Origin of the sequence: Actinomadura macrotermitis, from assembly GCF_009604375.1 — a bacterium.
Classification (GTDB): Bacteria; Actinomycetota; Actinomycetes; order Streptosporangiales; family Streptosporangiaceae; genus Spirillospora; species Spirillospora macrotermitis.
Genome location: NZ_WEGH01000005.1, coordinates 236,240 through 252,773, shown reverse-complemented (window position 1 = coordinate 252,773; position 16,534 = coordinate 236,240). Strand labels below are relative to the sequence as shown.

Genomic DNA, 16,534 nt, shown 5'->3' with positions numbered 1-16,534 from the left:
GCATACCGCGATATCCCCCGCCCGCTTCCGCTGACGGCGAACCCTCAGCAGGTTTCAAGCGCCGGACCCTCCACCCACGCGAACTCCGTCCACGGAACCCGCTCCACCAGCTCCGCCATATCCCGCACCGCCTTGCGATAACCGGCGTCCTGCTCCCGGTACTTCGCCCAGCCGTTCAGCGGGACGGTGGTGGGATCCACGTCGGGGTGGGTGAAGGACAGGCGGGTGGCGCCGTCCGCGATCGGGACCTCGGTGATCAGCGTGCGCTCCAGGTAGGCGGCCGCGCGGCGCAGAACCGCCGGGTCGTCGCGGAGCTGGCCCATGCCACTGTTGCAGCCGGTGCAGAGCACACCACGGACGACCTCCGTGGAGTGGCAGTGGTCGACATGCTCGGCCGGCCGATCGCAGCAGATGGCGCACAGGCCACCTTGGACATCCGCGAGAGCCCGGGCCTCGTCCTCGGTGATGCCGTATCGGTGCCGTAGATGGTAGTGGCGACTTGTTCCCTTGCGGTTGGCTCGAACACCAAGGCGGCGCTCCTCCGCACGCCGGGAACGCCCATCGAAGGTGGCTTCACCGAATTCAAGGATCATCCGGCGCGCGAAAGAACTCCGGCCTTCCAGGTAATCGGCCGCCTCCCCCAATCGCCAGATGTCATCCTCGAACTGCCCCAGACCTCCGTTACAGCCGAAGCACAGGAGGCCCCGAAAGAGCCCGGTGACATGATCGTGATCTACGTGGGCCGCGGGCTCCCGAAGACAGATGACGCAGACTCCGCCCTGCCGGGCGCCCAGCGCCTTGATCTCCGCCTCGGTCAGGCCGTACCGGAGCTTGAGCAGGTAACCGCGCTCACTGCCGTGGCGGCGTGCCTTGATCGCCGCCATGGCCGCGTTGTGACAGGGCTTGCAATAAGCCGCCCTGCCACCAGAAGTCGATCGGTTGCGCCCGAACGCGTCGAGCGGCTTCGTCTCCTTGCACTGCGGGCAGTACTTCATCCCTTCAGGGACGGCCGAGTGCCGCCGGTAGGGGCGCGCCTGCTTCCCCGCCTCTGCCTGCTTGCTCCTATATGAGGCCGAGTTGCGAAGACCGAAGCACTCTTTGCAGTAGAGGGACAGGCCGTCCTTTGAAGCCTTGCGCTTCCAGAACTCTCCGGCCGGCTTGATCAGGCCACAGTCACGGCACTTCTTGGCTTCGGACACCATCCCACCCACCCATCCCGGAAAGAGTTCCGGCATCGAACGCGCACCACCAGGCCTCTAGCTTAGTAGCGCAGCCGTTCGAAGGTGTCCGCTTGGAATTATCCGAGGATCAAGTCGGACATTTCAGGATTACTCACCTCCTTTTTGGACGTATGACCGGACAAATTCCTCTGCGTTCTCTTCGAGCACTTCGTCGATTTCGTCCAGAATTGAGTCGACATCGTCCGTGAGCTTCTCCTGGCGCTCCTGGACGTCGCTGGTGGACTCGGCCTGGGCCTCCTCCACCTCCTCGGTGCGGCGCTCGGTCTGCTTCTGACCGCCGGTGTCCTTCGTGGCCATCCCGTACCTCCACATCTGCCGGTACCCCCAACCCTATCTCCGTCGATCGACGGTGAGCGGGTACCGCCGCCCGGTGTCGAGGACGGTCGGCGCGGGGGGCCTGGTGGGATTATCGCCCGTGCAGGAATCGCCGAAACGGGCAAACCGGTCACAAATCTGCGGCGGGCCGTGGGGGCGTTTAAAGCCATTGCCGCGGCGGGGCGTGAATGGGGGCCGGGGACGCGTGAACGCCCGCGAGAGGGGCTCTCGCGGGCGTTCGGGTGCCGCCGGCGGCGTTACCGGCCGGTGAGGGCGGCGACGAGGTCGGAGGCGGTGCGGCAGCGGTCGAGGAGGGTGCCGACGTGTTCCCTGGTGCCGCGCAGGGGTTCCAGGGTGGGGACGCGCTGGAGGGATTCGCGGCCAGGGACGTCGAAGATGACCGAGTCCCAGGAGGCGGCGGCGACGGAGTCGGCGTACTGGCGCAGGCAGCGGCCGCGGAAGTAGGCGCGGGTGTCCTCGGGCGGGTCGTCGATGGCGTGTTCGACCTTGGCCTCGGTGGTGACGCGGTCGATGCGGCCGCGGGCGACGAGGCGGTTGTACAGGCCCTTGTCGGGGCGGATGTCGGTGTACTGGAGGTCGACGAGCTGGAGGCGGGGGTGGGACCAGTCGAGGGAGTCGCGGGTGCGGTAGCCCTCGAGGAGTTCGAGTTTGGCGACCCAGTCGAGTTCGCGGGAGAGCTGCATGGGGTCGTCGCCGAGGCGGTGCAGGACCGATTCCCAGCGGTCGAGGACGTCGGTGGTCATGTCGTCGACGTCGGCGCCGTAGCGGTCCTCGATGTATTTGCGGGACTGCTCGAGGTATTCCATCTGGAGTTGGACGGCGGTCATCTTGCGGCCGTCGCGGAGGGTGAGCAGGTGTTTGCAGGTGGGGTCGTGGGAGATGGCGCGCAGGGTGGCGACGGGCATGTCGACGGACAGGTCGGTGGTGAGGAAGCCGTCTTCGATCATGGCGAGGACGAGGGCGGTGGTGCCGAGTTTGAGGTAGGTGGAGATCTCGCTCATGTTGGCGTCGCCGATGATGACGTGCAGGCGCCGGTATTTCTCGGGGTCGGCGTGGGGTTCGTCGCGGGTGTTGATGATGGGGCGTTTGAGGGTGGTCTCGAGGCCGACTTCGACTTCGAAGAAGTCGGCGCGCTGGCTGATCTGGAAGCCGTGGCCGCGGCCGTCGACGCCGATGCCGACGCGGCCGGCGCCGGTGACGACCTGGCGGGAGACGAAGAAGGGGGTGAGGTGCCGGACGATGTCGGCGAAGGGCGTTTCGCGCTTCATGAGGTAGTTCTCATGGCAGCCGTAGGAGGCGCCCTTGTTGTCGGTGTTGTTCTTGTAGAGCTGGATGGGGTGGGTGCCGGGGACGAGGGCGGCGCGGGCGGCGGCGTCGGCCATGACGCGTTCGCCGGCCTTGTCCCAGATGACGGCGTCCAGGGGGTTGGTGCATTCGGGCGCGGAGTACTCGGGGTGGGCGTGGTCGACGTACAGGCGTGCGCCGTTGGTGAGGATGACGTTGGCGAGGCCGAGGTCCTCGTCGGTGAGCTGGGTGGGGTCGGCGACCTCGCGGGCGAGGTCGAAGCCGCGCGCGTCGCGCAGCGGGTTCTCCTCCTCGAAGTCCCAGCGGGCTCTTCTGGCCCGTGCCGCCGATGCCGCGAGGTAGGCGTTGACGACCTGTGAGGAGGTCACCATCGCGTTGGCCCCTGGCTGTCCCGGTACGGAGATGCCGTACTCGGTCTCGATGCCCATCACCCGCCGAACACTCATATCGCCGAGCCTATCGGGGCGGAGGGGGTGGAGCCATGGGGCGTGGGGTGGCGGGTGCGGGGTGTCGCGGGGCGGGGGCGGGCGGCCGGGGACGCGGCGGCGCGGCGGCCGCCCCGGGTGGGGGTGGCCGCCGCGCCGTTGTCGCGTGGTGCGGGGTGGTTACAGGTACTGGCCGGTGTTGGCGACGGTGTCGATGGAGCGGCCGGCCTCGGCGCCCTTGGTCCCGGAGACGAGCGTGCGGATGTAGACGATCCGTTCGCCCTTCTTGCCGGAGATGCGGGCCCAGTCGTCGGGGTTGGTGGTGTTGGGCAGGTCCTCGTTCTCGCTGAACTCGTCGACGCAGGCGTCGAGCAGGTGGGCGACGCGCATGCCCTTCTGGCCGGTGTCGAGGAACTGCTTGATGGCCATCTTCTTGGCCCGGTCGACGATGTTCTGGATCATCGCGCCGGAGTTGAAGTCCTTGAAGTACAGGACCTCCTTGTCGCCGTTGGCGTAGGTCACCTCGAGGAAGCGGTTCTCCTCGTTCTCGGTGTACATCCGTTCGACGACGCGCTGGATCATGGCGTCGACGGTGGCGGCGGTGTCGCCGCGGTGCTCGGCGACGTCGTCGGGGTGCAGGGGCAGGCCCGGCAGGATGTACTTGGAGAAGATGTCCTTGGCGGCCTCGGCGTCGGGGCGTTCGATCTTGATCTTGACGTCGAGGCGGCCGGGCCGCAGGATCGCGGGGTCGATCATGTCCTCGCGGTTGGAGGCGCCGATGACCAGGACGTTCTCCAGGCCTTCGACGCCGTCGATCTCGCTGAGCAGCTGCGGGACGATGGTGTTCTCGACGTCGGAGGAGACGCCGGATCCGCGGGTGCGGAAGATGGAGTCCATCTCGTCGAAGAAGACGATGACCGGGGTGCCGGCGGAGGCCTTCTCGCGGGCGCGCTGGAAGACCAGGCGGATGTGCCGCTCGGTCTCGCCGACGTACTTGTTGAGCAGTTCGGGGCCCTTGATGTTGAGGAAGAAGCTCTTGCCCTCCTGGCCGGTCTGCTCGGCGACCTTCTTGGCCAGCGAGTTGGCGACGGCCTTGGCGATGAGCGTCTTGCCGCAGCCGGGGGGCCCGTACAGCAGGACGCCCTTGGGGGGGCGGAGCTGGTGCTCGCGGAACAGGTCCGCGTGCAGGTAGGGCAGTTCGACGGCGTCGCGGATCATCTCGATCTGGGGGCCGAGGCCGCCGATCTCCTCGTAGGAGATGTCGGGGACCTCTTCGAGGACCAGTTCCTCGACCTCGGCCTTGTGGATCTTCTCGTAGGCGTATCCGGACCGGGGTTCGAGCATCAGCGAGTCGCCCGCCCGCAGGGGGACGCCGCGCAGCGGCTCGGCGAGCTTGATCACGCGTTCCTCGTCGGCGTGCGCGATCACCAGGGCCCGTTCGCCGTCGGCGAAGACCTCCTTGAGCATGACGACCTCGCCCTGCTCTTCGAAGGACAGGGCCTCGACGACGTTGAGGGCCTCGTTGAGCATGACCTCCTGGCCACGCTTGAGCTCGTCGACGTCGACGGCGGGGCTGACGTTGACCCTCAGCTTGCGCCCGCCGGTGAAGATGTCGACCGTTCCGTCGTCGCGCGTCTCGAGGTAGACGCCGAATCCGGACGGCGGTTGCGCCAGCCGGTCGACCTCCTCCTTCAGCGCGACGATCTGTTCGCGTGCTTCTTTGAGTGTCGCCACGAGACGTTCGTTCTGTCCCGTCACGGCGGCCAGGTTGGCCTGTGCCTCATGGAGGCGTTCTTCCAGAACCCTTACTTGACGCGGGGATTCCGCGAGCTTGCGGCGCAACACGGAGATCTCCTCCTCCAGGAAGGACATCTGTGTCTGGAGGTCTCGAACCTCCTTTTCGTGCTGCGCCTTACGCGCCCCAGCATCGTCACGAGCGGCCACGCCCCGTCACCTCCTCACGAAGAGAGCCGACGACCTACTGAGACCCTACCTATCTGAAGGGCTTCCGTAACCTGCCCTTTCGGTACTCGTCCCGTGTCGGATGGATCTTCGTGGGGCGGCGGGGGCGCGGCCGGGGGCGCAGAGTGTGGGGTGTGCGGGCCCGAGGGCGCGGTGAAATCGGCGTCCGGGTGGCCGCTGACCGCAAGGTTTGTGGTTTTCAGGGGGTTGGCCGGGCCTGTCCGGAACCTGGCACCGCGGATGATTTACCTGTCACGCGGCGGTGCACGGCGGACGTCATCGTCCTGCCGTGAACCGGTAAACGTGATCTAGGACTCGTTCGGCGTGTCGCCGCCGGCGGCCGGGGCCCCGCCGGCGGGGGCGGCGCCGTCACCCTGCGCGACGGGCCCGCCGGGGGCGGCGGCGTCCTCGGCGGCGTAGGCGCCCTTGGCGGGGCGGCGGCGGCGGAGCGGCGGGGTGACGCCGTCGGCGAGGCGGCGCGCGGTCACCAGGAAGCCGGTGTGGCCGATCATGCGGTGGTCGGGGCGGACGGCCAGGCCCTCCACGTGCCAGGACCGCAGCAGGGTCTCGAAGGCGTAGGGCTCGGCGAACGCGCCGTGGCCGCGCAGCTCCTCCACCACGCGCGACATCTGGGTGGTGGTGGCGACGTAGACGCAGATCATGCCGCCGGGGATGAGGGCCTTGGCGACGGCGTCCACGCACTCCCAGGGGGCGAGCATGTCCAGCACGACGCGGTCGACCTCGGTCTCGGCGAGGGAGTCCTCCAGGGACCCGACGGTGAGGCGCCAGGCCGGGTGCGGGCCGCCGAAGAACTTCTCCACGTTGCCGCGGGCGATGTCGGCGAAGTCGGGGCGGCGCTCGTAGGAGGAGACCAGGCCGTGCTCGCCGACGGCGCGCAGCAGGAAGCACGACAGGGCGCCCGAGCCGGCGCCGGCCTCCACGACGCGGGCGCCGGGGAAGATGTCGGCCTGCGCGACGATCTGCGCGGCGTCCTTGGGGTAGACGACGGCGGCGCCGCGCGGCATGCGGACGGCGAAGTCGGTGAGCAGCGGCCGGAAGGCGAGGTAGTCGATGCCGCCGCTGGAGCGGAACACCGAGCCCTCGGGGCTGCCGATGATCTCGTCGTGGGCGATGGCGCCCTTGTGGGAGTGGTAGTCCTTGCCCGGCTGCAGGGTGATGGTGTTGATGCGGCCCTTGGGGTCGGTGAGCTGAACCTGGTCGCCGGGGCGGAACGGGCCGTGCGGGATGCGGCCGGCGAGGGGCGCGGCGGCGGGCCGTCCGGCGGGGGCGGCGTGGGAGGAAGGTTCGCTCATGGAGGTCAAGGTTATCGGTGTGCGGGCACCGCTCAGACGCCGGCGAAGGCGCGGTCGACGTCGCTGAGGGCGAGCACGCCGTAGACGGCGCCGTCGGGCTCCACCAGCAGGTACTCCGAGGCGGGGGCGCCGCGCAGCGCGTCCAGCAGTTCCTCGCCGGCCAGGTCGGCGGGCAGGGTGAGGCCGGGTTCCACCGGGCGGGCCAGGTCGCCGGCGGTGACCCAGGGGCGGCGCTGCTCGGGGGTGGCGGTGACGGCGCTCTCGCTGACCAGGCCGCGGGGGCGGCCGTCGTGGTCGACCACGACGATGGCGCCGGCCTGCTCGGCGCGGGCGCGGCGGATCGCCTCGGCGAGCGGCACGTCGGGGGTGACCTGGACGGCGCGGCGGGCGAGGCGGCGCGCGGCCAGCAGCGGGATGCGGTCGCGGACGCGTTCGGCGCGGATGGCCTGGCCCGCGCCGACCCAGATGAACGAGGCGACCAGCGCCGACCACAGCAGCGCGAGCCAGCCGGTGCCGGCGCCGCTGCCGGGGCGGGTGGCCAGGAGCGCGCCCGACAGCAGGCAGAGCAGGGCGACGCCGCGGCCGAGCCAGCCGGCGAACACCGCGCCGCTGCGGCTGCGGCCGGTGATCTTCCACACGACGGCGCGGACGAGGCGGCCGCCGTCCAGGGGCAGGCCGGGCAGCAGGTTGAACACGCCGACGAGCAGGTTGGCGAAGGTGAGGGCCTCCAGGAGCAGCAGCGCCACGTCCGGCAGCGGCAGGGTCGCGCCGGCGAGCAGGCCGAGGCCGGCGAGGACGATGTTGACCAGCGGGCCGGCGAAGGCGATGAGGAACTCGCGGCCGGGGGTGGGCGCCTCGCGTTCGATGGAGGTCTCGCCGCCGAGGATGTGCAGGGTGACCGAGCGGACCGGCAGGCCGAGGACGCGGGCGGTGACGGCGTGGCTGAGCTCGTGCACGAACACCGATCCGTAGAGCAGGACGGCGTAGGCGAAGGCGACCGCGAAGCTGGCGGGGCGGGCGACGACGTCGCTGACCTGCCCTTCGAACATGACGGTGATGACGATCGCGATGAGGAACCAGCTCGGCGAGACGTAGACCGGGACGCCGAGGACGCGGCCCATGGACAGGCCCGGTCGGCGCGCGGGCCCGCCGGGCCGGCCGCCGTCGCGCGGGCCCTTGCCGGGACCGCCGGGCGTGCCCGGCCCGGCGGGGGTGGGGTCCTCGGTGGGCGGTGCGCTGTCTGTCACACCGTCGATGCTACGGCCCCGGGCGTGCGGACCGGCGCGGCCCGTTCCGGCCGTGGCCGGGGCCGTGGCGCCGGGCGCGGGGAGCGGGAACGGGGTGCGGGATTTCGTCGGGGGCGTCGCCTACCCTGCAGTGTCATGGAGACCACCGAGGCGGGCACGACCGGAGCGGACGCGGCGGAGACCGGCACCCCCCAGGTGGCCGGGTCGCTGTCGCCGTCGCGGGCGGGCGACTTCATGACGTGCCCGCTGCTGTACCGGTTCCGGGTCATCGACAAGATCCCCGAGCGGCCGAGCCCGGCGATGGTGCGCGGGACGCTGGTGCACGCGGTGCTGGAGCGGCTGTACGACCTGCCCGCCGGGGAGCGGACGGTCGGCGCGGCGCTGGAGCTGGTCGGGCCGCAGTGGGAGCGGCTGCTGGCCGGGGAGCCGGACCTGGCGGAGCTGTTCCCCGAGGGCGACGCCGGCGAGGCCGAGCGCGGCGCGTGGCTCGGGCAGGCGCGGCGGCAGGTGGAGCGGTACTTCTCGATGGAGGACCCGCGGCGGCTGGAGCCGGCCGAGCGGGAGCTGTTCGTGGAGACGGTGCTGGGGTCGGGGCTGAAGCTGCGCGGGTTCATCGACCGGGTCGACGTGGCGCCGTCGGGCGACGTGCGGATCGTGGACTACAAGACCGGGGCGGCGCCGCGCGCCGACTTCGAGGCGCGGGCGCTGTTCCAGATGAAGTTCTACGCGCTGGTGCTGTGGCGGCTGCACGGTCGGGTGCCGCGGCTGCTGCAGCTGATGTACCTGGGCGACGGGGAGATCCTGCGGTACGAGCCCGACGAGGCCGATCTGCGCGCGACCGAGCGCAAGGTGGAGGCGCTGTGGGCGGCGATCCGGCGGGCGATGGACACCGGTGAGTGGCGGCCGCGGCCGAGCCGGCTGTGCGGCTGGTGCGAGCACAAGGAGCGGTGCCCGGAGTTCGGCGGCACTCCCCCGCCGCTGCCGGCCGAGCCGGTGGTGCGGCCGTCGCCGGCGGACCTGGAGTCGGCGGCGCGCGAACGCGACGTCCTCTGAGGGCGGCCCCGGCGGGCGCGGCGCCCGCTCCCGCGGCGGGCCGGGGTCATCCGCAAGGAGGATCGGGGATCGGCGTCCAGGAGGGGTCGTCACCTGGTGCGACCTCTTAGGGTGAGAATCGTGTCACCCCGCATCCGTGGTCTGCGAACCTGCCGTGCCCTTTTCCAGAGGCGCCCGCAGGCCGCCGACGCGATCCTCGGGCTGCTGCTGCTCCTGGTGGGGCTGCCGCTGCTGTTCCTGCAGACCGTTCCCCCCGAGGCCCGCAGCCATTGGGTCGATCCCGACGCCCGGCAGGTGCTGCTGCTGGTCGTGCTGGCGATGGCGCTGACGTTCCGCCGCACCCATCCGCTGAGCGTGCTCGCCGTGGTGCTCGGCATCGAGGCGGTCCTGGCCGCCTGCTCGTACATGCCGTCGGTCATCGACATGCTGGCGTTCCTCATCGCGGTGTACGGGGTGGCGGCCTACCGGGGCCTCGCCCATGCCGCGCTCGGCGGGGGCGTGGCGCTGCTGGTGTTCAACGTGCTGTTGTTCACGTTGCCCGAGCGGCCCGAGGCCGCCGCGGGGCTGACCAACAACGCCCTGGTCGTCGGGGTGTGGGTGCTGGGCCGGAACCTGCGGCTGCGGCGCGCCTACTTCGCCGAGCTGGAGGACCGCGCGGCGCGGCTGGAGCGCGCGCGCGGCAGCGACGCGCGGGCGGCGCGGATCGAGGAGCGGTCGCGGATCGCGCGCGAGCTGCACGACGTCGTCGCCCACCATGTCAGCGTGATGACGGTGCAGGCGGGCGCGGCGCGGCGCGTCATCGACCGCAACCCCGACGGGGCGCGCGAGGCGATGTCCACGATCGAGGAGGTCGGGCGGACCGCGCTCAGCGAGATGCGGCGGATCGTCGGGGTGCTGCGCACCGACCGCGACGCCGAGCAGGCCGGCCGCGAGCTGGCGCCGCAGCCGGGCCTCGGCGACCTCGGCGAGCTGCTCGACCACGTGCGCGAGACGGGCCTTTCGGTGCAGCTGTGGATCGAGGGCGAGGCGCGCACGCCGTCGCCGGGCGTGGACGTGGCGGCGTTCCGGCTCATCCAGGAGGCGCTGACCAATACGCTCAAGCACGCCGGGCCGCAGGCCCGCGCGTGGGTGCGGCTGTACTACACCGCCGCGGACCTGACGGTGGAGGTCGAGGACGACGGGCGCGGCACCGCCACGATCATGGCGGGTGACAAGGACAACCCCGGCCACGGGCTGGTCGGGATGTACGAGCGGGTCGCGCTGTACGGCGGTGAGCTGCGGATCGGCCCGCGGATCGGCGGCGGGTTCGGCGTGCGGGCCCGCTTCCCGCTGGAGGCGTAGATTGGCGGCGGACGGATGCGGAACATGAGGCGGGGATCGATGGTCGTGAGCGGAGCGGGGACATGAGCACCGTCCGGGTGTTGCTGGTGGACGATCAGCCGCTGCTGCGGACCGGGTTCCGGCTGATCCTGGAGGCCGAGCCCGACATCGCGGTGGTGGGCGAGGCCGGTGACGGCGCGACGGCGGTGGAGCTGACCCGCTCGCTGCTGCCCGACGTGGTGCTGATGGACATCCGGATGCCGGGGGTCGACGGGATCGAGGCGACCCGCCGCATCATCCGGGAGGAGGCCGCCTCGCACGACCCGCGGGTGCTGATCTTGACCACCTTCGACCTGGACGAGTACGTCATCGAGGCGGTGCGGGCGGGCGCCAGCGGGTTCCTGCTGAAGGACTCCCCGCCCGAGGAGCTGATCACCGCGATCCGGATCGTGGCGGCGGGCGACGCGATCGTGGCGCCGAGCGTGACGCGGCGGCTGCTGGACAAGTTCGCCACCCGGCTGCCGGCGGTGCGCGACGCCGCGCCGCCGCCGGGCCTGGCCACCCTCACCGACCGCGAGCGCGAGGTGCTGTCGCACGTGGCGCGGGGCCGCTCCAACGCCGAGATCGCCGCGGCGCTGGTGGTGAGCGAGACGACGGTGAAGACCCACGTCGGCAACGTGCTGGCCAAGCTCGGCCTGCGCGACCGGGTGCAGGCGGTGGTGTACGCCTACGAGACGGGGCTGAGCAGGCCGGGCCAGACCTGACCGGAGCGGGCGCCCGATGGGGGGCGTCTCAGGGGGAACCCTGAGACGCCCCCCATCGTTGGTCTTGGCCCTCTACTCCCCGAGGACGAAGGGGGTGGACGCTCCTCATGCCCTGGGTGGAGCGGATATTCCCTTCCTGGGGTCCATGTCCCGGGAGCCGCGGCCTCCTACTGTTCTGGACTAGGGCCCGCCGCATCGATCACGGCGCCCCGCACGGCTTGAGACCGCAGTTCCCAACCCACTCTCCAGGGGAGTTCTCGTGACGGACACCGCCCCATCGACCGCCGACGCGCAGCCCGCGCCGGGGGCGGGCGACTTCGCCGCCTCGGCCCACCGGATCGCCAAGGTGTACGGCCGCGGCGACGCCCAGGTGATCGCGCTGGACTCGGTCAGCGTGGGCATCCCGCGCGGCCGCTTCACCGCCGTGATGGGCCCGTCGGGCTCGGGCAAGTCGACCCTGATGCACTGCATGGCCGGGCTGGACTCGGTCGACTCGGGCGAGGTGTACATCGGCGGCACCGAGCTGACCGGGCTGAAGGACAAGCAGCTCACCCGGCTGCGCCGCGACAAGATCGGGTTCATCTTCCAGGCGTTCAACCTGGTGCCGACGCTGACGGCGCTGGAGAACATCACGCTGCCGATGGACATCGCCGGCCGCAGGCCCGACCAGGCGTGGCTGGACCGGGTGGTCGACACCGTGGGGCTGCGGCCGCGGCTGAAGCACCGGCCGAGCGAGCTGTCGGGCGGGCAGCAGCAGCGCGTGGCGTGCGCGCGGGCGCTGGCGTCCCGCCCCGAGATCATCTTCGCGGACGAGCCGACCGGCAACCTGGACTCGCGGTCGGGCGCGGAGGTACTGGCGTTCCTGCGCGCCTCGGTCCGTGAGATGGGCCAGACGATCGTGATGGTCACCCACGACCCGTCCGCCGCCGCCTACGCCGACCAGGTGCTGTTCCTCACCGACGGGCGGATCGTGGACACCATGGCCGACCCGACCGCCGAGCGGGTGCTGGAGCGCATGAAGGGCTTCGACATGCCGGGGGCCGTGGCGCGATGATGGCCAAGGTCACGCTCCGCAACCTGGCGGCGCACAAGATCCGGCTGGTGCTGACGGCCGTCGCGGTGATCCTCGGCGTGGCCTTCGTGGCCGGCACGCTGATCTTCACCGACACCATGAACAGCAGGTTCGACGACCTGTTCGACCGCATCGGCAAGGGCGTCGCGGTCGACGTGCGGGCCAAGTCGCTGGACGACAAGGGGCAGGAGAACGAGGGCCGCGGCGCCCCGCAGCCCGTCCCGGCCGCGCTGGTGGACACCCTGCGCACCGTGCCCGGCGTCAAGGAGGCCACCGGCAACGTCACCGGCTACGCCGCGCTCGTCGGCAAGGACGGCAAGATCGTCGGGGCGGGGCAGCAGGGCCCGCCGCAGCTGGGCGTCAACTACACCCCCGGCGGCGACAACCCCGTGGTGTCGGGGCGGGCGCCCGCGGGCGCGGGCGAGGTCGCCGTCGGCAAGGACGTCGCGGACAAGGCCGGGTACCGCGTCGGCGACACCACCAAGGTCGTCACCGGCGCCGGGCCGCGGCAGGTCCGCATCGTCGGGCTGCTCGACACCGGCGACATGATGGGCGCCACCATCACCGCGTTCGACACCGCCACCGCGCAGCAGCTGCTGCTGAAGCCCGGCTACTTCTCCGACATCCACCTGAAGTCGGCCGGCGTCGGCGAAAGCGAGCTGCGCGACCGGGTCGCGCAGAAGCTGCCCGCGGGCGTGGAGGCCGTCACCGGCACCAAGCTGCGCGAGGAGAGCAAGAGCGACGTCGCGGCGTTCATGGGGTTCTTCCGCACCATGCTGCTGGTGTTCGCGCTCATCTCGATCTTCGTGGGCGCGTTCATCATCTTCAACACCTTCTCCATGCTGGTCGCCCAGCGCACCCGCGAGCTGGCGCTGCTGCGCGCCATCGGCGCGGCCCGCCCGCAGATCACCCGCGCGGTGATCGGGGAGGCGGTCGCGGTCGGCGTCGTCGGGTCCACCTTCGGCCTGGCCGCCGGCGCCGGCCTGGCCTCGCTGCTGCAGTCCCTCAACGGCGGCGGCGGGCTGGTCATCACCGCCACTCCGGTGTGGGTGTCCTACCTGGTCGGCATCGTCGTGACGGTCGTGTCGGCCTACTTCCCGGCCCGCCGCGCCGCCAAGGTCCCGCCGGTCGCGGCGATGCGCGACGACGTCGCGCTCCCCCAGCGCTCGCTGCGCATCCGCGTCGCGCTCGGCGCGCTGCTCACCCTGGCCGGCGCCGGGCTCATCACCACGGGCCTGACCGGCGCCGGCAACCCCGCCGCGCTCGTCGGCGTCGGCGCGGTGCTGGTGTTCCTCGGCGTGGCGATGCTCGCCCCCGTCATCAGCGTCCCGGTGGTGCGGGTGCTCGGCGCGCCGTTCGCGCGGCTGCTCGGCACCCCCGGCCGGCTCGCCCAGCAGAACGCGCTGCGCAACCCGCGGCGCACCGCCGCGACCGCCTCCGCCCTGATGATCGGCCTCGCGCTGATCACCACGGTGAACGTGCTGGGCGCCTCCATGAGCGCCTCGGTCGACGAGGAGATCGGCAAGCAGTTCGGCGCCGACTACATCGTCACGCCGACCGGCGCGGGCGGGGTGTCCGCCGACGAGGTGAAGAAGATCTCCGCGGCGCGCGGGGTGCGCAGCGCCTCGCCCGTCTACGAGGGCGACATCAAGCTCGGCGGCAAGCGCATGTCCTACGTCGCCGGCGACGTCGCGACGCTGGTGCGGGCGGCGCGGCTGAAGATGGTCCAGGGCGGCGCCGCCGGCGACGGCGTGCTGCTGGACAAGGAGATCGCCAAGGACCGCGGCCTCACCGCCGGCGCGACGGTCCAGGCCGCCTTCCCCGACGGCGCGAGCGCGCCGCTGCGGGTGGCCGGCGTCTACGACAAGAGCGACCTGATCGGCGGGATCCTGGTCCCCCGGCAGGTGTACCAGGCGCACACCCCGCGCCCGGTCGTCGACAGCGTCATCGTCGACGCCGGCGGCGCGACCGCCGCGACCAAGGCCGCGCTGAAGGACGCCGTCAAGGACAACCCGGCGCTGGAGGTCCAGGACCAGTCGGTGCTGAAGGACAACGCGCACAAGCAGGTCGACCAGTTCGTCACCTTCCTGACCATCATGCTGATCATGTCGGTGATCATCGCGGCGGTCGGCGTGGTCAACACCCTGGCCCTGTCGGTGATCGAGCGCACCCGCGAGATCGGGCTGCTGCGCGCCATCGGCATCAGCCGCCGCCAGCTGCGCCGCATGATCCGCGTCGAGTCGATCGTCATCGCGGTGTTCGGCGCGCTGCTCGGCATGGGCATCGGCGTGGCGTTCGGCGCCGCGCTGCAGACCGCGCTGAAGGACCAGGGCCTCGGCGTGCTGTCGGTGCCGTTCGGCACCCTGACCGGCTACCTGGTCACCGCCGCGGTGATCGGCGTGCTGGCCGCGCTCTGGCCCGCCTGGCGGGCCGGCCGGATGGACGTGCTGAAGGCCATCTCCACCGAATAGGCCCTCCCCCGGGCGGGTGGCGGGTCTCCGCCGGTCCGCCGCCCGCACCAGGGCCCGGCCGCCACTCCCAGGCGGCCGGGCCCTGCTCCGTCACGACAGGCGGACGCGGGGGTCCAGGAACGAGTAGCCGATGTCGACGAGCAGGTTCGCGACCACCACGCACAGCGCCACCGCCATCACCACGCCGAGGATCACCGGGGTGTCCCCGACCGTGATGGACTGCACCACCAGCTGCCCGACGCCCTGCAGGCCGAACACCTTCTCGGTGACGATCGTCGACCCGATCAGGGTGCCGACGTCCACGCCGAACTGCGTCACCACCGGCGTCATCGCCGCCCGCAGCCCGTGCCGGTAGACCACGCGGCGCTCCGACAGGCCCTTGGCGCGGGCGGTGCGGATGTAGTCCTCGCCGAGCACGTCCAGCATCGACCCGCGGGTGAGGCGCGTGTACCCGGCGATGAGCAGGAACGCCAGCGCGATCCACGGCAGGATCATCCGTTTCCAGAAGTGCTCCTGCAGCGGCGGGCCCGGCTCGAACAGGTGGATCCCGGCGTCGCCGAGCTTGCTGAACAGCAGGAACAGCGCCAGCAGGCCGACGACGAACGCCGGCATCGACAGGCCCACCAGCACGAACAAGGTGGCGAACCGGTCGGCCAGGCCGCGGGCGCGGGTCGCGCTCAGCACCCCGATGAGCACGCCGCCGGCCAGCCACAGCACCGACGCGCCGAGCACCAGCACCGCCGTCGTCTGCAGCCGGTCGCCGATCATCCGCGCGACCGGGGTCTGGTAGATGTAGGACGTGCCGAGGTCGCCCTGCGCCAGCCGGCCGAGGAACCTGGCGTACTGCACCGCCAGCGGCTCGTCCAGGCCGAGGTTGTGCCGGATCAGCGCCCGGGTCTCGGTCGTGGCGCGCGGCCCGCCGATGACCTGCTCGGGATGGCCCGCCGCGACGAACACGCAGAGGAACACCGACGTCGACACCAGCCACAGCACGAGCACGCCGAACAGCAGCCGCCGGATGATGAAGCGGATCACTTGTGCCTCCGTCCCTTGTGGATCAGCCGCTCGGTGCGCGGGTCGAAGGCGTCGCGGACACCGTCACCGAGGATGTTGAAGGCGAACGTGGTGACCAGCAGCAGCCCGGCCGGGACGAACAGGAACCACCAGGCGGTGCGGTAGTAGTCCTGCGCCTCGCTCAGCATGGAGCCCCAGCTCGGCGTGGAGGGGTCCACGCCGGCGCCGAGGAACGACAGCGTCGACTCGAACACGATCGCCTGCGGCACCAGCAGCGACGCCAGCACCGTGACCGGCGCGACCAGGTTCGGCAGCACGTCCACCGCCATGATCCGCAGGCTGCCGGCGCCCAGGGAGCGGGCCGCCTCGATGAACTCCTTCTCCCGCAGCGACAGCACCTGCCCGCGCACCACCCGCGCCATCGCCGCGAACGAGAAGAACGCGATCACGATGATGGTCATCGGGACGCTCGCGCCGAACGTGGTGGCGATGACGATGGCGATCAGCACGTAGGGGAACGACAGCACGATGTCCATGAAGCGGGCGAGGACGGTGTCGACCCAGCCGCCGAGGAAGCCCGACAGGACACCGGTGACGACGCCGAACACGGTGGCCAGGGCCGTCGCGGCCAGGCCCACCATCAGCGACACCCGCGCCCCGTAGACCGCGCGCACCAGGACGTCGCGGCCGATGGAGTCGGCGCCGAGCCAGAACTCGCCGTTCGGGCCGGCCGGCTGGCCCGACTCGTCCAGCCCCGTCTTGGGGTAGGTCTTGTGGAAGCTGTGGCCGGTCCAGTGCGCCCACAGCGGCGCCGACAGCGCGAACAGCACCATCAGCACGATCACCGTGAGCGACACCATCGCCAGGCGGTCGCGGCGCAGCCGCGCGAACGCCAGCCGCCACGGGCTGCGGCCCTGGATCTGCCGTCCGGACGGTTCGACGCCGGCCGGGACGACCTCGGCCTGTGCCTCGGTCAGGCTCATCGCCGTCCTCCCGGGGAGTGGGTGGGGG

General features: G+C 71.5%; 13 protein-coding genes. 5 read left to right on the top strand and 8 right to left on the bottom strand.

Annotated elements, in window-relative coordinates; translation table 11 throughout:
* Positions 1-44: 44 nt before the first annotated feature.
* The 6 genes from ACRB68_RS33835 to ACRB68_RS33810 all read right to left on the bottom strand — a co-directional run bounded on the left by ACRB68_RS33835 (position 45) and on the right by ACRB68_RS33810 (position 7,829).
* Positions 45-1,202: an endonuclease VII domain-containing protein gene (locus ACRB68_RS33835; RefSeq protein WP_153539854.1), complete on the bottom strand. Its 1,158-nt coding sequence runs from the start codon at positions 1,200-1,202 to the stop codon at positions 45-47.
* Between the two features lie 126 nt (positions 1,203-1,328).
* Entirely contained in the window at positions 1,329-1,538 is a 210-nt protein-coding gene (locus tag ACRB68_RS33830) for a ubiquitin-like protein Pup (protein WP_153539852.1), read from the bottom strand.
* Between the two features lie 275 nt (positions 1,539-1,813).
* A complete protein-coding gene (dop, locus tag ACRB68_RS33825; protein ID WP_153539850.1) occupies positions 1,814-3,328 on the bottom strand; it encodes a depupylase/deamidase Dop in 1,515 nt (504 codons plus the stop codon).
* A gap of 159 nt (positions 3,329-3,487) precedes the next feature.
* Positions 3,488-5,251 (bottom strand): proteasome ATPase, encoded by a 1,764-nt coding sequence (gene arc, locus ACRB68_RS33820; protein ID WP_328595125.1) that lies wholly within the window; start codon positions 5,249-5,251, stop codon positions 3,488-3,490.
* A gap of 326 nt (positions 5,252-5,577) precedes the next feature.
* Positions 5,578-6,582 (bottom strand): tRNA (adenine-N1)-methyltransferase, encoded by a 1,005-nt coding sequence (locus ACRB68_RS33815; RefSeq protein WP_235960681.1) that lies wholly within the window; start codon positions 6,580-6,582, stop codon positions 5,578-5,580.
* 32 nt (positions 6,583-6,614) lie between these two features.
* A complete protein-coding gene (locus ACRB68_RS33810) occupies positions 6,615-7,829 on the bottom strand; it encodes a site-2 protease family protein (protein WP_328595124.1) in 1,215 nt (404 codons plus the stop codon).
* A 135-nt stretch (positions 7,830-7,964) separates the two neighbouring features.
* Here ACRB68_RS33810 and ACRB68_RS33805 point away from each other — a divergent pair, with 135 nt between their 5' ends.
* The 5 genes from ACRB68_RS33805 (at position 7,965) to ACRB68_RS33785 (ending at position 14,509) form a co-directional block, all read left to right on the top strand.
* Positions 7,965-8,882, top strand: coding sequence for a RecB family exonuclease (locus ACRB68_RS33805; RefSeq protein ID WP_153539847.1), 918 nt, complete (start codon positions 7,965-7,967; stop codon positions 8,880-8,882).
* 120 nt (positions 8,883-9,002) lie between these two features.
* A complete protein-coding gene (locus ACRB68_RS33800) occupies positions 9,003-10,223 on the top strand; it encodes a sensor histidine kinase (RefSeq protein WP_328595123.1) in 1,221 nt (406 codons plus the stop codon).
* 62 nt (positions 10,224-10,285) lie between these two features.
* Positions 10,286-10,966, top strand: coding sequence for a response regulator (locus ACRB68_RS33795; RefSeq protein ID WP_153539843.1), 681 nt, complete (start codon positions 10,286-10,288; stop codon positions 10,964-10,966).
* A gap of 259 nt (positions 10,967-11,225) precedes the next feature.
* Complete coding sequence (locus tag ACRB68_RS33790; protein ID WP_328595122.1) at positions 11,226-12,020, top strand: ABC transporter ATP-binding protein; 795 nt, start codon at positions 11,226-11,228, stop codon at positions 12,018-12,020.
* Positions 12,017-14,509 carry an ABC transporter permease gene (locus ACRB68_RS33785; RefSeq protein ID WP_235960679.1) on the top strand — a complete coding sequence of 831 codons (2,493 nt, stop codon included), beginning with the start codon at positions 12,017-12,019 and terminating at the stop codon, positions 14,507-14,509. The genes ACRB68_RS33790 and ACRB68_RS33785 overlap by 4 nt, the downstream gene beginning before the upstream one ends.
* Before the next feature lie 90 nt (positions 14,510-14,599).
* On the opposite strand, the gene ACRB68_RS33780 is transcribed toward ACRB68_RS33785, so the two are convergent.
* Together ACRB68_RS33780 and ACRB68_RS33775 are read right to left on the bottom strand one after the other, a co-directional pair.
* The gene (locus tag ACRB68_RS33780) at positions 14,600-15,544 is read right to left on the bottom strand and encodes an ABC transporter permease (protein WP_328595121.1); all 945 of its coding nucleotides are present in this window, start codon (positions 15,542-15,544) and stop codon (positions 14,600-14,602) included.
* On the bottom strand, positions 15,541-16,506 hold the full coding sequence (locus ACRB68_RS33775) for an ABC transporter permease (protein ID WP_153539841.1): 966 nt from the start codon (positions 16,504-16,506) through the stop codon (positions 15,541-15,543). Before ACRB68_RS33775 ends, ACRB68_RS33780 begins: the two co-directional genes overlap by 4 nt.
* Positions 16,507-16,534 lie beyond the last annotated feature (28 nt).